General features: G+C 45.2%; 19 protein-coding genes. 11 read left to right on the top strand and 8 right to left on the bottom strand.

Features of this window, described 5'->3' with window-relative positions:
* Positions 1 to 4: 4 nt before the first annotated feature.
* The 5 genes from trpD (at position 5) to trpA (ending at position 4,615) form a co-directional block, all read left to right on the top strand.
* On the top strand, positions 5 to 1,033 hold the full coding sequence (gene trpD / locus LGS26_RS07260; RefSeq protein ID WP_237888221.1) for an anthranilate phosphoribosyltransferase: 1,029 nt from the start codon (positions 5 to 7) through the stop codon (positions 1,031 to 1,033).
* On the top strand, positions 1,024 to 1,830 hold the full coding sequence (gene trpC / locus LGS26_RS07255; protein ID WP_237888220.1) for an indole-3-glycerol phosphate synthase TrpC: 807 nt from the start codon (positions 1,024 to 1,026) through the stop codon (positions 1,828 to 1,830). Before trpD ends, trpC begins: the two co-directional genes overlap by 10 nt.
* The gene (locus LGS26_RS07250) at positions 1,808 to 2,464 is read left to right on the top strand and encodes a phosphoribosylanthranilate isomerase (RefSeq protein WP_237888219.1); all 657 of its coding nucleotides are present in this window, start codon (positions 1,808 to 1,810) and stop codon (positions 2,462 to 2,464) included. Before trpC ends, LGS26_RS07250 begins: the two co-directional genes overlap by 23 nt.
* An 83-nt stretch (positions 2,465 to 2,547) precedes the next feature.
* Complete coding sequence (trpB, locus tag LGS26_RS07245; protein WP_237889905.1) at positions 2,548 to 3,753, top strand: tryptophan synthase subunit beta; 1,206 nt, start codon at positions 2,548 to 2,550, stop codon at positions 3,751 to 3,753.
* Positions 3,746 to 4,615 carry a tryptophan synthase subunit alpha gene (gene trpA / locus LGS26_RS07240; RefSeq protein ID WP_237888218.1) on the top strand — a complete coding sequence of 290 codons (870 nt, stop codon included), beginning with the start codon at positions 3,746 to 3,748 and terminating at the stop codon, positions 4,613 to 4,615. Before trpB ends, trpA begins: the two co-directional genes overlap by 8 nt.
* A gap of 103 nt (positions 4,616 to 4,718) precedes the next feature.
* On the opposite strand, the gene LGS26_RS07235 is transcribed toward trpA, so the two are convergent.
* From LGS26_RS07235 to LGS26_RS07200, 8 genes are all read right to left on the bottom strand, one after another.
* Complete coding sequence (locus LGS26_RS07235; RefSeq protein ID WP_237888217.1) at positions 4,719 to 5,891, bottom strand: class I SAM-dependent rRNA methyltransferase; 1,173 nt, start codon at positions 5,889 to 5,891, stop codon at positions 4,719 to 4,721.
* Positions 5,892 to 5,918: 27 nt separating this feature from the next.
* On the bottom strand, positions 5,919 to 6,260 hold the full coding sequence (locus LGS26_RS07230) for a DMT family protein (RefSeq protein ID WP_237889903.1): 342 nt from the start codon (positions 6,258 to 6,260) through the stop codon (positions 5,919 to 5,921).
* Positions 6,261 to 6,460: 200 nt separating this feature from the next.
* A complete protein-coding gene (locus LGS26_RS07225; RefSeq protein ID WP_237888216.1) occupies positions 6,461 to 6,775 on the bottom strand; it encodes a flagellar biosynthesis anti-sigma factor FlgM in 315 nt (104 codons plus the stop codon).
* 57 nt (positions 6,776 to 6,832) lie between these two features.
* Positions 6,833 to 7,201: a DVU0524 family FlgM-associated protein gene (locus LGS26_RS07220; protein WP_237888215.1), complete on the bottom strand. Its 369-nt coding sequence runs from the start codon at positions 7,199 to 7,201 to the stop codon at positions 6,833 to 6,835.
* Between the two features lie 145 nt (positions 7,202 to 7,346).
* The gene (locus LGS26_RS07215; RefSeq protein ID WP_237888214.1) at positions 7,347 to 7,616 is read right to left on the bottom strand and encodes an HU family DNA-binding protein; all 270 of its coding nucleotides are present in this window, start codon (positions 7,614 to 7,616) and stop codon (positions 7,347 to 7,349) included.
* 279 nt (positions 7,617 to 7,895) lie between these two features.
* On the bottom strand, positions 7,896 to 9,068 hold the full coding sequence (locus tag LGS26_RS07210; protein WP_237888213.1) for a homocysteine biosynthesis protein: 1,173 nt from the start codon (positions 9,066 to 9,068) through the stop codon (positions 7,896 to 7,898).
* A gap of 12 nt (positions 9,069 to 9,080) precedes the next feature.
* Positions 9,081 to 9,683: a CBS and ACT domain-containing protein gene (locus tag LGS26_RS07205; protein WP_237888212.1), complete on the bottom strand. Its 603-nt coding sequence runs from the start codon at positions 9,681 to 9,683 to the stop codon at positions 9,081 to 9,083.
* Between the two features lie 463 nt (positions 9,684 to 10,146).
* Positions 10,147 to 10,725 carry a hypothetical protein gene (locus LGS26_RS07200; protein WP_237888211.1) on the bottom strand — a complete coding sequence of 193 codons (579 nt, stop codon included), beginning with the start codon at positions 10,723 to 10,725 and terminating at the stop codon, positions 10,147 to 10,149.
* A gap of 225 nt (positions 10,726 to 10,950) precedes the next feature.
* Here LGS26_RS07200 and cbiM point away from each other — a divergent pair, with 225 nt between their 5' ends.
* The 6 genes from cbiM (at position 10,951) to priA (ending at position 16,829) form a co-directional block, all read left to right on the top strand.
* The gene (cbiM, locus tag LGS26_RS07195) at positions 10,951 to 11,643 is read left to right on the top strand and encodes a cobalt transporter CbiM (RefSeq protein ID WP_237888210.1); all 693 of its coding nucleotides are present in this window, start codon (positions 10,951 to 10,953) and stop codon (positions 11,641 to 11,643) included.
* Positions 11,640 to 11,975 carry a PDGLE domain-containing protein gene (locus LGS26_RS07190; protein WP_237888209.1) on the top strand — a complete coding sequence of 112 codons (336 nt, stop codon included), beginning with the start codon at positions 11,640 to 11,642 and terminating at the stop codon, positions 11,973 to 11,975. Before cbiM ends, LGS26_RS07190 begins: the two co-directional genes overlap by 4 nt.
* Entirely contained in the window at positions 11,976 to 12,824 is an 849-nt protein-coding gene (gene cbiQ, locus LGS26_RS07185; protein WP_237888208.1) for a cobalt ECF transporter T component CbiQ, read from the top strand.
* A 33-nt stretch (positions 12,825 to 12,857) separates the two neighbouring features.
* Entirely contained in the window at positions 12,858 to 13,667 is an 810-nt protein-coding gene (locus LGS26_RS07180) for an energy-coupling factor ABC transporter ATP-binding protein (RefSeq protein WP_237888207.1), read from the top strand.
* Positions 13,668 to 13,803: 136 nt separating this feature from the next.
* Positions 13,804 to 14,676, top strand: coding sequence for a UTP--glucose-1-phosphate uridylyltransferase GalU (galU, locus tag LGS26_RS07175; RefSeq protein WP_237888206.1), 873 nt, complete (start codon positions 13,804 to 13,806; stop codon positions 14,674 to 14,676).
* On the top strand, positions 14,676 to 16,829 hold the full coding sequence (priA, locus tag LGS26_RS07170) for a replication restart helicase PriA (protein WP_237888205.1): 2,154 nt from the start codon (positions 14,676 to 14,678) through the stop codon (positions 16,827 to 16,829). Before galU ends, priA begins: the two co-directional genes overlap by 1 nt.
* The last annotated feature ends 363 nt before the right edge of the window (positions 16,830 to 17,192 follow it).

The raw sequence follows: 17,192 nt of genomic DNA, 5'->3' as shown, positions 1-17,192 counted from the left end.
CCTGGTGGACGTCGTTAAACAGGCAATAGCCGAACTTTCTCAAAGGAAAGACCTTTCAGAGTCCGTAATGGCTGCCTTGATGCAAGATGTCATGGAAGGTAATGTCACTGATGCCCAGATAGGCGCCATTCTCATGGGTCTCCGCATTAAGGGCGAGACCGTTCAAGAAATCACTGGCGCGGCAAGAATTATGCGGGCGAAGGCCCTGAAGGTCCAAGTGGTGCTTGCGCCTGGTGAGCATCTGGTTGATACCTGCGGGACAGGAGGTGATGCCTCAAGGAGTTTCAATGTCTCGACGACAGCTGCCTTTGTGGCTGCCGGTGCCGGTGTTAAGGTAGCTAAACACGGGAACCGCTCTGTGTCAAGCCGTTCGGGCAGTGCCGATTGTCTTGAGGCCATGGGCGTCAATTTGAACTTACCTCCTAAGAAGATCGCAGAGATTATTAGGGAGATAGGTATAGGTTTTCTCTTTGCCCCATACCTTCATCCGGCCATGAGACATGTAGCCGGACCCAGAAAGGAGCTTGGGATACGGACTATCTTCAATATCCTGGGTCCGCTTACTAATCCAGCAGGAGCAGATGTGCAACTTATGGGCGTCTTTGATCAAGGTCTTCTGACTATTCTGGCCGAGGTCCTTGGGAGGCTGGGGGCCTTTAGGGCCTGGGTGGTTCATGGTCATGGAGGTCTTGATGAATTGAGCCTTCTTGGTCGGAGTAAGGTTGCACAGTGGTGGCAGAATAAGGTAGAGACCTTTGAGATATCGCCCCAAGAACTTGGATTAAAACTTTGTACAATGGATGAGATATTAGGCGGAACAGCTCAAGAAAACGCCAAAATTTCTATAGCAATATTGTCAGGGGAAGAGACAGGGCCAAAGAGGGATATGGTGGTGTTGAACGCAGGGGCCGCTATACTCCTGGCGGGGAAGGCAGGCGATCTCAAGGAAGGACTCCAGATCGCCCGCGAATCCATCGACTCAGGCAGGGCACTTGCCGTGTTGAATGAATTGGTTGCGAGGTCATGGCGGTGAATATTCTGGACACAATAGTGGCCCAAAAAAAAGAGGAGGTATCGGCGCTTAAAAGAAATGGGCTGAAGAGTCCCGACGGCGCGGTTGATAAACCGAGAGGTTTTAAGAGATCCTTGATGGAAGACCGTGGTCTTTCAGTGATTGCAGAGATAAAAAAGGCGTCGCCTTCAAGGGGGCGCATCTGCCATGATTTCGACCCCGTTGCCATAGCCGGCGATTATCAAAATGGCGGGGCAAGGGCCATATCTGTCATCACCGATCAAAAGTTCTTCGAGGGCGATCTCACCTATCTCTTTGCTGTAAGAAATACCGTCAGCCTGCCCTTGCTCCGCAAAGATTTCATTATAGACCATCTTCAGGTGGATGAGGCCAGGCGCTGGGGGGCCGATGCCATCCTTTTGATAACGGCTATATTAGACAGGGTATTGCTGTCCGAGCTCATTGTTCACGCCAGAGAGCTGGGGATGGACACGATGGTCGAGGTCCATGACGAAAGAGAGGTCGATTCTGCCATGGCGGCGGGGGCCGATCTCCTGGGGGTGAATAATAGAAACCTCAAGGATTTCTCCGTAGACCTACAAACCACGTTCAGGGTCAAAACCTATATCTCTGATGCAGTTCCGCTTGTAAGCGAGAGCGGTATCTCCGATCAGAGTCAGATCATGAGTCTCGCGCGGGCCGGGGTGGCGGCGGTTCTGATAGGAGAAGGGCTTGTAAGGTCGCCTGATCGCCTCTATACCCTGCGCGGTCTCGTTAGGGCCGGGGGGTTGCAATATGGAGATGATCGACATGTCTAAGGTCCTTATAAAGGTCTGCGGTCTTACAGATCTCGACGAGGCGAGAGATATCGCACGGCTGGGCGTGAATGCCATTGGTTTGGTCTTTGCCAGGGGTCCCAGACAGGTGGGTCTAGACAAGGCGCGAGAGATAATCTCAGGACTCCCGCCTTTTGTGCAGTCCGTAGGGGTATTTGTTGATGAAGATCTGGACCATATCAGGCATGCCATAGATTATTGTGGACTTGATCTCGTCCAACTCCATGGAAAGGAGCGGCCTGAAATGTGCTTGGCCCTTGCACCGAGGGTCATTAAGGCGTGGAGGATCAGCAGCAGGGAGGACATTTATGACCTTCTGCCGTATAAAGAGGCGGTAAGGGCGTTTCTTCTCGATGCATGGTCGCCACATGCCCACGGCGGCACAGGCCGGACCTTTGATTGGTCGATTGCATTGGAGGCTAAGGAGATGTTGGTCAGGCCCATCATCCTTGCCGGGGGTTTGAAGCCGGAGAATTGTGCAGGAGCTATAGGATTTGTTAGACCCTGGGGGGTCGATGTCAGTTCCGGCGTTGAGCTCTCACCGGGCAGAAAGGATATCAGGCGGGTAAAATGGTTTGTCGAGGAGGTGGAGGCTATCTCAAATGTTAAAATATAAAAAAGAGACTATATATGGATAAATTAGCAAAAAAAAATAAAGTAATTTTTACATCGTCGTTGGTTGTGTCCGGGGAAAAGGCAATGGTTCGTGGGCCTGATACAAAAGGACACTTCGGCCCCTTCGGCGGCCGCTATGTCCCTGAGACGTTGATGCCTGCCCTTTTCGAGCTTGAAAAGGCATACCGCGATGCTGTTAGAGATAGCGGATTCAGGCGTGAGCTTGCGTCGATCCTCAAGGACTATGTCGGCAGACCCACCCCTCTGTATGAGGCGAAGAGGCTCGGTGAGGCCCTTGGGGGTAATGTGCGGGTATTTTTGAAGCGTGAAGACTTGACTCATACCGGTGCCCACAAGATCAACAACACCATAGGCCAGATCTTGCTGGCCAGGCGTATGGGTAAGAGGCGGATAATAGCTGAAACTGGCGCGGGTCAGCACGGCGTGGCTACGGCCACGGCGGCGGCCCTTATGGGCATGAAATGCCAGGTCTATATGGGCCGCAAGGATATGGCAAGACAGGCCATGAACGTCTTTCGTATGGAGCTCACCGGCGCTGATGTAATACCTGTGGACTCCGGTACTAAGACCTTGAAAGATGCCACCAACGAGGCCATAAGGGACTGGGTCGGGAATGTACGAACTACCCATTATATCATCGGCTCTGTAGTGGGACCTCATCCCTATCCTATGATGGTCAGGGATTTTCAGAGCGTCATAGGGAAAGAGGCCAGGACACAGATATTGAGGCTGACAGGCAGACTTCCGGATGCGATAGTAGCCTGTGTAGGCGGTGGCAGCAATGCAATGGGCATCTTCTACCCTTTTATCAAAGACAAAGGGGTTGGTCTCTTCGGCGTGGAGGCAGGCGGACGTGGCCTTGATTCAGATCAGCATTCAGCCACGCTTACAATGGGGTCGCCTGGTGTGCTTCATGGCGCCATGAGCTACCTCCTTCAGGACAGGTGGGGTCAGATAAAGGGTGCCCATTCCATAGCACCTGGCCTTGACTACCCAGGTGTAGGACCAGAGCACAGCTTTCTTAAAGATGTCGCAAGGGTTACCTATGAAGCTGTAGGAGACGATGACGCCCTAGAGGGTTTCAGGCTCCTATCAGAGACTGAGGGGATTATCCCTGCACTTGAGAGTGCCCATGCAATTGCTTATCTCAGAAGGCTTGTGCAGCGCCTAAAAAGAGGTTCGGTGGTAATCGTCAATCTGTCAGGTCGCGGCGACAAGGATGTTGCAGCTGTCTCCGAGATATTGAAGGAAAAGGGATCCGATGAATAATAGAGCCAGCAGTAGACGAAGAAACAGGATAGATCAGGCATTTTCGAGGCTGAAAAGGGTCGGGGAATCAGCTTTTATTCCTTTTATAACGGCTGGTGATCCGGACATCGCTGTTACAAAGGCCTTGGTCAAGGAATTGGTCAGCCAAGGCGCTGATATTATAGAACTTGGCCTGCCGTTTTCCGATCCATTGGCGGACGGGCCAACTATCCAGGCTGCGAGCCAGCGGGCCTTGCGGAACAATATAAATATCACCCATTTATTTGAACTTGTTAGCGGATTGAGGTCTGAGGGTATAGATGTCCCGTTGGTGCTTATGGGTTATTATAATTCCATTTTGCAATACGGCCTTGAGAAGTTTGCGGCCGATGCCGCATCAATCGGATTTGATGGGACCATTGTACCTGATCTGCCGCTTGAAGAATCAGTCGAATGGGTAAGGGCGTCAAGGAGACACAATCTTTCCACGATTTTCTTGGTGGCACCCACCACCCCGCCTGAACGGGCAAGGCGCATCGCCAAGGCGAGCAGGGGTTTTATTTACTATATTTCAGTGACAGGCATCACCGGCGCAAGAAATGATCTGCCTTCGGAATTGCTAAGCGGCATCAAGACGGTCAAAAACCTTACATCCCTGCCAGTAGCGGTAGGTTTCGGCGTCTCGCGGCCTGAGCAGGTAGCCATGCTCTCGGCAGTGGCCGACGGCATCATAGTGGGAAGCGCTATCGTCAGGCTTGTCGAGGAAAATCTCATAAAAGACGGTGGGACATACAGGCCTGGCCGTGAACTCATCAATAAAGTTGGTGATTTTGTTGAAAGACTAAAGGCCGAAACGAGAAAAAAGACGCGGTCTGTCGCCTAAGTGAATTTATTTCCATGGGGCTGCATACAATCCTCTTTATCTAAGGAATATGGGCAATGGCTTTTAATTGGGCTGGCGAAAGCTGTCTTTGCTGGTTTAGGGTTTAGCCGCTGATTCGGCACATCAGACCCTTTAGATATGTCCCTTCAGGAAAATTCAAGGCGGTAGGATGATCCTTGGCCTGGGTCAAACGGGTGATGATCTGCGCCTCAGTCTCGGCATCAATTGCTGCATCGAAGACTATCTTTTGAAAGAGATCGTGCTGCATAAGACCTGAACATGAAAAAGTAAATAGTAGTCCTCCCGGCCTTAGGAGTTTAAAGGCCGACAGATTGATATCTTTATAGCCTCTTGCAGCTACGGGAAGGCCTGCCTTTGACATAGCGAATTTAGGTGGATCCAGCACCACGATGTCGAATTTTTCTCTTTCATTAGTAAATTCTCGCAGAATCTTGAAGGCATCGCCATGGATGTTTTGCATTCTTCCCTGGTCAAGGTTGTTGATCCTGGCGTTTTCTTCAGCCAGGTCAAGCGCGATCCTTGAGGAGTCAATATTTATGACCTCCCTGGCACCGCCTTTGATGGCCCATACAGCAAAGCCGCCGGTGTAAGAAAAACAGTTCAATATCCTTGCACCTTCAGAGAATCTGGACAAGAGTATCCTGTTTTCACGTTGATCCAGATAAAATCCGGTCTTGTGACCCGATTTTATGTCTACTAGAAATTTGCAACCCTCCTCCATTATTTCGATAAGATTAGGTGGTTTTTCGCCGATAATCAAACCTGTCTTTATCTCAAGACCTTCTTTTTGTCTCACGTCTCCATCTGATCGTTCAAAAATGCCCTGGTTCGGCACGAGCGAAATTAATTGCGCAATTATACCATCTCGCCAATATTCGACCCCCTGAGAGAGAAATTGACATACCAGAAAATTGCTGTAGCGGTCTATGACCAAACCGGGTAGGCCGTCGGATTCTGCATTTACCAGACGGTATGCATTAGTGGTCGAGGGTATGGCCAGATCGAAGCGCGATTTGATGGCCGCTTTTAGACGTTCATAAAAGAAACTGTTATCTATTTCTCTATCTTTGAAGGCCCAGAAGCGAACCCTTATTTGAGAAAAAGGAGAATAGGCACCTACGCCAGAGATTGCACCATCTTCCGACCTTACCGACACTGTTTCGCCAGGCCCAGGATTCCCTATAACCTTTTCTATAGCACCTGAGAATATCCACGGATGGTGTCTGACTACCGAGGCATATCTGCCTTTTTTCATGACGATAGACCCCAAAGATCGCTTCATCTAGGTCTTGAATACAAAATAGACAGCCCCCAATATGCAGAGCGCTGCCCATAGATAGTCCAATTTTATAGGTTGCTGCATATAGAGAACAGAGAACGGCACAAAGATTGAAAGGGTTATGGCCTCCTGAAGTATCTTGAGCTGTGAAAGATTCATCTCCTGATAACCTATGCGATTTGCCGGAACCTGCACAAGATATTCGAAAAGTGCGATTCCCCAGCTTAAAAGTGCAGCTACATACCACTTTTCCCCTCTAAGATTTTTCAGATGTGCATACCATGCAAATGTCATAAAGACATTTGATATGACGAGCAGCAGTGAGGTTTGCAATATCTTGGTCATATGATTTTTGTTATCGATATTATCCAAATCCGCCGAATTTTTGAAAAGCCTATTAGTCTGGTTTTTGACCTGCTGAAATTTAAATCTTTTTAGCAGGCTTTCAAGGGGAGTTACAGAACACAAAAAAGGGCATGGTCGATAAAAATCCATAGCCCCTTTTATCTTTCCAGGTTTAAAAAAATTGTAAAAATAGGCGGTAGTTAGCCCAAATCTTTTATTAGGTCTTTCATCATTGCGCCTGCGACCTTGGCTGGATTGATCTTATATGTATTTTGCTGTACCTGTGCGGCGATTTCCTGGACCTTTTGTGATCTATTTGTATCCAAGATATTTTTTATTCGATCCGTGCTTTGTAGGATTTTGGAACGCGTGGATATCTCAACCTTGTCTTGAAGGCCACCTTGTTGTCTGTTTGTCTGCTGAACATCCCTTTGACGTTGAACTATTTGGGTCTGCTGAGTTTGATTCAGGTATGGGTTTATTTGGTTTTGTTGATTCAGTTCTGTGATTTTCATGATATATCTCCTTTTAAATATTAATTCCTTAAAAATTCCCTTAATCCATTGTTATCATTATTTAAATGAAAATTCCTTTATTGTCTCTTCGTTATCAGGACTTAGCAGCTTGAATCTGAATCCTCCCTCTTCTTTAGAAACGACGTCTGGTTCAATCCGATCCGTACCATCTACAGCCAATCTCTTGATAAACCTCTTGGCCGCTTCTATCTCATTTTTGTCATCTTTATTGCTAGACAAGGTCTTTTGGGCAATAGTTTTTGTCAATTGTGCAGCCAATTGGGCATTTTTGGCGTTTGCAGATATAGATATGGTATCCAAATTGCGATCTGAACCAGAGTCGGTCCGTTGGGATGGATTTTTTCGCCCCATCCTCTGGCTATAAGACCTTATTACATTTTGAATATGATATGCAGAGATGTTCATCCGACTGCCTCGTTACAATATCTTGTTATTAAAATCGGCACGTATACTAAATAACTTAAATTTTATTCAAACAAAAACCCCCGCCATTAAACTAAAAACGGTCGGGGGCTTTGTGGAAGATTTAAAGATAATCTAAGGGGAAGGTTTATACCGCCTCGGCAAGCCTTGCGCCTGGCTTGAATTTGACCATTTTTTTCGCAGGTATCTGCAATTTGGCGCCTGTTCTAGGATTCCTACCTGTCCTGGCCTGTCTTTCAGAGACATGGAATGCACCAAAACCTATTAATGTCACTTTGTCTCCGGACTTCAATGCCTCGGCCACAGCATTTGTAAATTCGGTAAGCGCCTTATCTGCCGCTGTTTTTGATATGCCGGCTGCCTTGGCCATGCGGTCTATGATTTCTCCCTTGTTCATGTTTTCCTCCCATTTTTTGATTTTGTGCGATTATTATGCTAATTATGTTCAATAACTAAAATTATGCAAGCAGGCAAGTAAAAAATGATGCAATCACATTAAAAAATGATTGTAATTTTATATTATGCATATATTTTACCTCAAATCAAGGCCGCCCGGTCGACCCAAACAAACCCTGTTGACTATTGCATACCGGCCTATGTCAAAGATTAAAGCTTGTTGACGATGAATCTTTTCCTGTATTTGTTGTTTAAGCCTCAAAGGAGTTGCCGGAATCGATCAGAAGGCAGAAGGCAAGAGCTCCTGTGGCTCTCCAAGCAGAAAACTTCCTTGTTTTATCCATGTTTTCAAGATCTCAGCGATCTCTTTAGCCTTGACATAACTTGAAAGCGGCGATGTCGGGATTTCTTTTCCACCGATGACAATAGAACCGCTTTTAAGTTGAGCGTAGCTTACCTCGCCAAGCGGCGTCGCCTTCCCCTCTGGATAGTCTTTCCCGTAGTCGATCACTTGGGTGACTATGTCTTCATCAGAAACCCCTGTCCTAAATGCCATCTCTTCGTTTAGAATAGGTATCGGGATTCCAAGGCCTACAGCGAGCGAACAACCATACCCAAGGATACTCACCCCCACCAGCCACTTATTATTCATATTTTTTAGGTCGCCGAGCACCATAAGCGTGCCGGCCGGTCTTTTTGGGAGCCCCTTTTCGTTGTATTCTACATTAGGCTTGTGCTGGGTTCCAGCTGATACGACATATCCTATTCCACCGCCCAGGAAGATGCGCGTACCAATACCTATAGTTCTGTAATGCGGATCGTTGAACAAAGGACTCAATTGACCTGATGTGCAATAATTTGCATTTCCGAGATTAGGGCGCAAGGTCCCCATATAGGTATATATGGTTTTATTGGTTACATTTACGGCACAATTATAGTTCTGATAGGCATTTCTTGGGTTGCATAGCTGTGCAAATGGAAGATCTTTTAATGTAACCCTCTTTTCAAGGCGCTGCCTTGGATAGCAGTGTGTTCCATAGGCCTCCGCCTTGAGCTGAACCGCCTTTCCGGCCACAAGGTCATGTATGACATGTCCACCGCCATAGAGGAATTCACCCGGATATACCTTATTTAAAGGATCGTCCTCCACAGGTTCAGTAGCTCCAATATATATATCGACAGCAGCAAGGCCTGCATAGGCTGGTACACCATTCAACCATACCTTTGATGCCTTGATGCCTGGTACGCTGTGCCCGAAATTTATAAATGCGCCTGACGAACACATGGGAGAGAATGTGCCCGTAGTCACCACATCAACCCTTCTTGCCGCCTCAACCTCGCCGTAGGATCTGACAATCCCTATCATCTCTTCGGCAGTAACCACAACGGCCTTGCCCGAGCGTATCTTTTCATTTATCTCCTGAAAGGTTTTGTTTACCTGATAGCATGCCATTATCGAGTCCCTTCAATCCAATACCGACAGGACTTTGTGCCCTTTTTCTTCCAATGTTTTGACTATAGACGTCAAGTCACTTTTTTCAAGTCTGATATAGTGCACCTTTTTTCTCGGCGACTGGGCATCAACTACCACGCTCAAGATCTTTCCGCCCATCTCTCTGATCAGCCGGATCACGTCGTCTAGCGCCCCGTCTTTTTCGGAAAGGACCACATCCAGTCTCGAACTCTTTTTTAAAAGACCTAAAAATTCAATAAATGCACCGACTATGTCGGTGTTAGTTATTATGCCGACAAGCTGCCTTTTCTCAAGCACGGGGAGGCCGCCTATCTTGTAGTGTTGCATCAATCTTGCAACTGAATCAAGACTTGCATTTGGATCGGCTGTTATGGGGTTCAAGATCATGATGTTGGATACTGTAAGCTCATCCAGCATGGATGGATAGAGATATTGCCTGATATTGCTCTCTGTCACTAGACCTTGCATCAGGCCATCTTTTACTACTGGCAGATGTCGTATCGAATGCCGACTCATCAACTCTAGCGCTTCATGTAGAGAGGCTTCAGGTTGGATTGTAACGACGTTTTTCGTCATCCAGTTCTTGACCTTCACAACAACTACCTCTCCTCACCGGTTCGGCCGGATCAATCAGCGGCCGTTTTTTAAATTTAAACTTATCATAGGATAAGGTTTTGGTCATTGCAAGTAGTGTTTTTTTTCATTATATTTTGCGGCGCAATCCAAATTTAAAAAGGAGAATGTCGTGGCCAAGCATAAAAAAATAGAACGGATCAGAGAAATCGAAAGAAGGCGGAGGCGGCGCGAAAAGAGGCTTAAGATGAGGGCCAGGGCTCAGAAGTAGGCAAGTAGGTCTATTTTTTGAGCCGCGTCTATATTATTTATTCCTGTCCCCTTCGCTTACAAGCTATGCTGGCAGTAAAATCATAGCTCAATGGTTAGATTATGAGCAGGCCTGCAGGACAACGAGGGAACTAGATTGTCCGATGATTTTGGGCCGACGGCTCTTATTTTTATGATGAAACAGGAAGCCCTTTGATTTATTGGTGGGAAGAAGTCACGAGGCCAGATATGCCTTTAATTGTTGCAAATGGCGGTTGAATTGTTCGTTTATATCAGAAGAAAGTTTTGACCATTCATTTTGGAACTCAGGGAGGGTCTCTATGTTTATTGATGCGGCAATGGCAGTGCCGTATTGTTTTGCAAGCGACTGTTGGATCCCGCCAAGCCTTCCTTGCATCTGGGCCTTGAGCTGGTCATAATAACGTTTTTTAGTAACCTCATAGGTCTTCAACAGTTGCTCGATCTGCGAGACGATTTCTTTAACTGGACTGCCTTTTAAGGCAATGATACCCGAGAACGCCCTATTGATGGACGACCATTGATCTTTATCCCTTGGGAGGATGATATTCCTCAAGATGATCTCGATAGCGCCGTTGATTACATGAGGAAGATCTTCTTTTTTTATGTCTTTAAGCCCTATCGTAAGGTCTTTTTCTTCACCGTTTATATACCTGGCCGCAAGGCGCCTACCTTTATTGAACAGTTCCTCGGAGACGGCTTCATTTTTATTGGCCGCACCTAACCTCTCTGCCTTTTCCAATGCGATTTCAAGGGCACTTCGAATCTCCGCCATATCGAACTCCGTGTTAATTCATTATGCTTTTTTGCATTAATATATCAAAATTTATAAACGAATCAACGTATAAAGATTAATTATAAAACTTTGGTTGTCCGTGTATCTTATAAAAGATATTTTGTAAGGAATTTTGGTAACACTTTTTTAATATATTGACTACAAAATTTATCTATGTTAATATTTTTTAAACTTGATAAGTTCTGAAGGGAGAAGAAGACGGCCATGCACATACCAGACGGCTATTTAAGCCCTCAAACATACATACCATTATACGGCTTAACAGCAATATTTTGGGCTGCTGGCATCAAAAAGATAAGGAAATCTCTATCCGCAAGATATATCCCTTATACGGCCATGGCAGCGGCGTTTTCATTTCTCATAATGATGTTTAACATACCGATCCCTGGCGGGACAACGGGCCATGCGGTTGGAGCGGCTATTGTGGCAATCCTGCTTGGTCCATGGACGGCCGTAATAGCCATATCAATAGTCCTTATAATACAGGCCTTTGTATTTGGAGACGGCGGAATTACCGCCATAGGCGCAAATTGTTTTAATATGGCTGTGGTGGCACCATTTGTATCATATTGGATATTCATAATGATTAAAGACGGGAAGACAAACGGTTCAAGGATTAAGATAGCGGCCTTTCTATCAGGCTATATCGGCCTGGTGACTGCCTCATTGTTTGCCGCCATTGAATTCGGCATCCAGCCTTTAATTGCAGCAGCCCCTGATGGCAGGGCCTTATATGCCCCATATCCTTTATCAGTAGCTATTCCGGCGATGGTCGGCGAACATGCACTTGTATTTGGTATTTTAGAAGGTGTGGTAACACTTTTAGTATTTAATTATTTTTTTAAAAATGAGCCAGGATTAATTTATGGACTCCGAGATAATCAGGAGGCGGCATGACTTTATTTCAGAAAAAACTTTTGGTAGGTCTTGTTGTAATGGCGTTCATATCTCCTATAGGGATCATCCTACCTGAAAAATTCAAGGCGGGTGATGCATGGGGCGAATGGAATATTGACACCCTTAAAGAGCTTGTCGGATATGTGCCTGAAGGTCTAAGAAGATTGGCAGATATATGGAAGGCCCCCATACCTGATTACAATCTGGGTGGAGAAAATGCATCTTTTGCCATTCAAATCTGGTCTTATATTGTGTCAGGTATAATTGGTATATTGCTTGTAGGCTTCATCAGTTATATATTATCAAAAATTATCTTAAAAAATCACGAATGAATGTCCTTTATTGATAGCGGACTGATCCATATAGGTAGGATTATAAAAACATTATTCCTACAATGGGAATTTGCATCTAAAAACGCATTATTCCAAAGGATTGATGCGCGCATAAAACTTATTTTCTTAGTTTCTTTTATTATTATAATTTCTCTAAAAAATGAGATACATACACAGATATTTATCACAATATTCATATTTTCTCTAATGCTGTTGTCTCGATTGAACCCAATCGTTTTTTATAAAAAAATTCTAATTCTTTGGTTTATATTTGGCTTTTTAATTATTCTGCCATCCGCTTTTAATGTAATTACAGAAGGAAGAGTTGTTTTGCCAATCTTAATGCTTTCCAAATCCTATGATGTTTGGATCTATCATATTCCACAAATAATTGGTTTTACGAACAAAGGTATAGTGATTATTGTGATGTTTACATTACGAATAATAAATTCTCTTTCTCTTTCATTTTTAATTGTCTATACTACGCCATTTCATGAAATTATAAAGGCATTAAAGGTTTTTAAGATACCTGATACAATTTTAATGATTGTTATATTGTCATATAGTTATATATTTATATTTAGTAAGACAGTAGAAGAAATATATTTAGCAAAAAAGGCAAGAACATTAATAAGAAATAATGATAAAGAGTCAAGACAATGGATCGCAGGAAGAGTTGCATATATTTTTCGTAAAACACAACAGAGATATGAAGATATATTTAAAGCAATGCTAAGTAGGGGTTTTGCTAATGAAATTATGCTATATAATTTCAAAAAAATTAATATATATAATTATATAATAGCATTATTATTGTTTAGCCTTGAACTATATTGTTGTTTCATATAGATTTCATTGATGTTATAAATCAGCAAGATATAAATGAAACCTATTATAAAAATAGAAAATATATCTTATAGGTATTATGACACAATACTTGCGCTCAATGAAATATCATTCTCAATAAATAAAGGTGAAAAATTAGCGATAATAGGTGCTAACGGAAGTGGAAAATCAACATTATTACAATTAATAAGTGGGTTAATATTTCCAAATTCAGGGAAAATCTTCTTTGAAGATAAAGAGATAAATGGCAATACGTTAAAAAAAGATGATTTCTTAAAATTTTTCAGATCAAAAGTTGGATATGTTTTCCAGGAATCTGATATCCAACTATTTTGTCCAACTGTTCTTGATGAATTGTTGTATGGGCCTATGCAATTAGGACTTAGCGAAGATCAGGCTATGAAGAGAGCTGATGAAATCATGCAGCTCCTTAATATAGAAAGATTAAAACACAGGCCGTCATATATGCTTTCAGGTGGTGAAAAAAAACGAGTTGCTATAGGCTCAATATTAACGATGAATCCAGAGGTTTTGCTTTTTGACGAACCTACCAATGGACTTGATCCAAAAACACAATCATTTATTATAGATCTATTATATGCCTTAAATGATGCAGGAAAAACAATTATAATAGCAACGCATGATTTATCTCTTGTAAATGAATTAAACGCAAATATTGTAGTACTTTCAGAAGAACATAAAATTGAAAAAATAGGAAAAGCAGAAAATATATTGAAAGATCAAGACTTATTATTTAAAGTCAATCTTGTGCATAAACATGTCCACTCTCACGGCCAGATTATGCATAGGCATATACATTCCCACTACCTATTTCATAAACATTAACAGCTATTAAGAATCCGATATTGGACCTCGCTGTTTGTATTGTTTCCCTATATTCCTAAAAAACACTATTGCCTTCATAACAAATCGGGGGCATAATTTAAATTAGGAATAAGATCGGGTTAGGAGTTTTAATAATATGAAGGTCAGAAAGGCAGTTGTGCCTGTTGCGGGTCTTGGAACCAGATTTTTGCCGGCTACAAAGGCCATACCCAAAGAGATGCTTACAGTGGTTGACCGGCCTACAATCCAATATATCGTCGAAGAAGTGGTGGCCTCTGGCATAAAGGAGGTTGTACTTATCACATCTGCCGGGAAGGCCGCCATCGAGAACCACTTTGATTATTCATTCGAACTTGAGACGTACCTTGCCCAGAAGGGCAAATTCGATCTCCTTCGCGAGGTCCGCAATATTTCAAGACTTATAAACGTCGTCTCGGTCCGCCAGAAAGAACCCCTGGGGCTCGGCCACGCAGTCATGGTCTCGGAAAGCGTTATCGGCGGCGAACCGTTTGTTGTGGTGTTGGGCGATGACCTTGTCGATGCCGAGGTACCGTGCGTCTATCAGATGCTCAAGATATTTGAGCGGCTTGAAGAATCCATAGTGGCCGTACAGAAGGTATCATTAAAGGAGGTCCATAGATACGGCATTGTGGAAGGCGAGGAGATAGAGCCTGGCGTATACCGGGTGGATAGGCTTATTGAAAAACCAACTGTAGGCGCCACAAAATCGAATCTGGCCGTCATAGGTCGTTATTGTCTGCGCCCTGAGATATATGACTGCCTCCACAGGACGCTCCCAGGTATAGGGGGGGAGATACAGCTTACCGACGCGCTTGACATGATGCGCAAGGAACGGGCGCTCTATGCCTATGAATTTAAGGGTAGGCGTTTTGATGCCGGAGACAAATTGGGTTATCTTGAAGCCACTGTAACCTTTGCCCTTGAACATCAGGACATCGGCGGGCCATTTAAGGAGTTTTTGAAAGGGCTCGTAAAGAATCTGGATTGATGGGTGACGAAATCGGGCGCCTTATAGACGTCGTTTTGCCGCTCCCGGTCGAACATGCGTTTACATATGCCTTAAGGCCTGGCGACCAGTTGCCGCCTATGGGCAGCCGAGTGCTTGTGCCGGTAGGGCGGAGACGGGCAATCGGCATCGTTTGGGGCGTGGCTGACAGACACCCGCCAGGCGGCGCTAGGGAGATATTGGAAATATTTGATTATGTTCCGTTTCTGCCAAGATCTATTCTAAGATTTCTTGAGTGGGTCTCGTCCTATTATTTCTATCCTATAGGCAAGGTTATTGAAGAGGCGCTTCCTCCGGGCTTTTTCTCGTCGAGGTCAAGGCGATTTGTTGATACAACAAAAACAAGGAGACGCCCTGTTTCCAAAAGACCCGAGTTTCCTTCCTGGCGAGACGAGGTCGATATAACGCTCACCTCCGAACAGAGTGCAGCGCTTAAATACATCGAGCCCGCGCTCCAGTCCGGGTCGTACATGCCTATACTCCTTCATGGAGTGACGGGAAGCGGGAAGACGGAGATCTACCTGAGGGCAGCGCAAAGCTGTCTGGATCGACAGAGAGGCGTCATCTTTATGGTGCCGGAAATCGCCATGACTACCCAAGCGGTTGGTAGGTTCATCGCAAGATTTGGGGATGAAATTGCCGTACTTCACAGCGCCCTTACCGAACGTCAGCGCCGAGATGAATGGTTGCGGATCCAGCGGAGGGAAAGCCGCCTGGTGATAGGCACACGCTCGGCCATATTCGCCCCTATTGAGGATGTCGGTCTCCTGATCGTAGATGAGGAGCATGATGCGTCTTATAAGCAGGAAGATAGGCTGAAATACAATGCCCGGGATATGGCGGTGATGAGGGCCAAGATGGATGGAGCTGTTGTAATCTTGGGGTCGGCCACCCCCTCAATCTCAAGTTACACAAATGCCGTTTCGGGGCGTTATCATCTTATAACCCTTGAGAGACGGGTAGAAGACAGGCCGTTGCCTAGGGTGACAGTTGTGGACAGACGGCGGAGAAAAAAGAAAGCAGCACCTGATGGAACAACCCAAAGGCGCCCGATCTGGCTTACGGATGTGCTTGAAATTGCCATAGGCGAGACCCTTGAGCGGCATGAGCAGACCCTTCTTTTTTTGAACCGCCGGGGTTTTGCAACCTATGTATTTTGTCCTGAATGCGGCCATGTATTCAGGTGTCCTCACTGTGAGGTGAGCCTTACTTGGCATAAAGATAGTATGCAGCAGGTTGTGTGGCCTGACAAACCTCTTGGGTATGTCGATTCGGGTGACGGGCTGGGTCGCCAGGGAGATGGGGTGCTCGTCTGCCACTACTGCGGGATGTCTAGGCCGGCCGTACCCATATGCCCAAAGTGCGGCGGTCTTGCGGCAAGGGGTGCTGGATATGGCACTGAAAGGCTTGTAAGCGACCTTGTCAAGATGTTTCCTGCGGCCAAGATTGCAAGGCTTGACAGAGATGCGGCCAAGGGGCGTGTTGAGATGGAAGGTGTTTTGAAAGACTTTCACGAAGGGCGTCTTGATATCTTGGTGGGTACACAAATGGTGACCAAGGGTCATGACTTTCCAGGACTTACGCTGGTAGGGATCATATGGGCTGACATGCCGCTCAATTTTCCCGAATATTCGGCTGCTGAACAGACATTTCAGCTCCTGACCCAGGTGGCGGGCAGGGCAGGGCGCAGCTCAAAACCGGGCCACGTGGTAATCCAGACCTTCATGCCAGATCACTATGCTTTGGAGTGTGCAGCAAGATATGATTATCTATCTTTTTATAAAAAAGAGACGGCACTTAGAAAAAAGATGTGCTATCCACCGTTTGGCAGATTGATCAATTTGAAATTTTCAGGTAACGACAATGAGATATTAAAAAAAACCGCCTTTAAGATGTTCGAAGCGGCAAAACAGGCTATTTCAAGTAATCCTGACGGTTTACGAGTCGAGATATTCGGTCCTTCACCTGCCCCAAAGGCAAGGGTGAAGGACCGATTCCGTTGGCATATACTGCTCAAATCGGAATCCATGTCCGATCTGCGGACCGCTTGTGCCAGGATGCTCTCGATACGAAATGAAGCCATTCCTGCAAGCGTGATGTTTGATGTGGATGTAGACCCTGTGAGCCTTTTATAGGGATCGCTGACGTGGACATGCCATTCTGACGATGTGCCGGCCTGCCGCTGCCACCTTTTCTTATTGACCACATCCAACCCAATCATTATTATTTTTATTTGTTCCTATTTTCTCTTTTTTGTCGGGCCGCCTGACTTCAGGATTCGATGGAGTGATTGAGAACGCCTTGACATAATAAATTAAGAGTTCAGGAGGTTTTGGATATTTTTGCCGATAAAGCGCATATTGAAAATTGTTTTCGATATTGATCCTGATGACAGGCTTGATCTTTTTAAGGCCTTTCCCGTCTTGAAGACAATTTTCAAAGAGAGAAGGCTTCATGCATCAATCAGGACATTTGGTGATATAATTTTTACATTTATA

Source organism: Dissulfurimicrobium hydrothermale, assembly GCF_022026155.1.
Taxonomy (GTDB): Bacteria; Desulfobacterota; Dissulfuribacteria; order Dissulfuribacterales; family Sh68; genus Dissulfurimicrobium; species Dissulfurimicrobium hydrothermale.
This window is presented reverse-complemented; position numbering and strand designations above follow the sequence as displayed.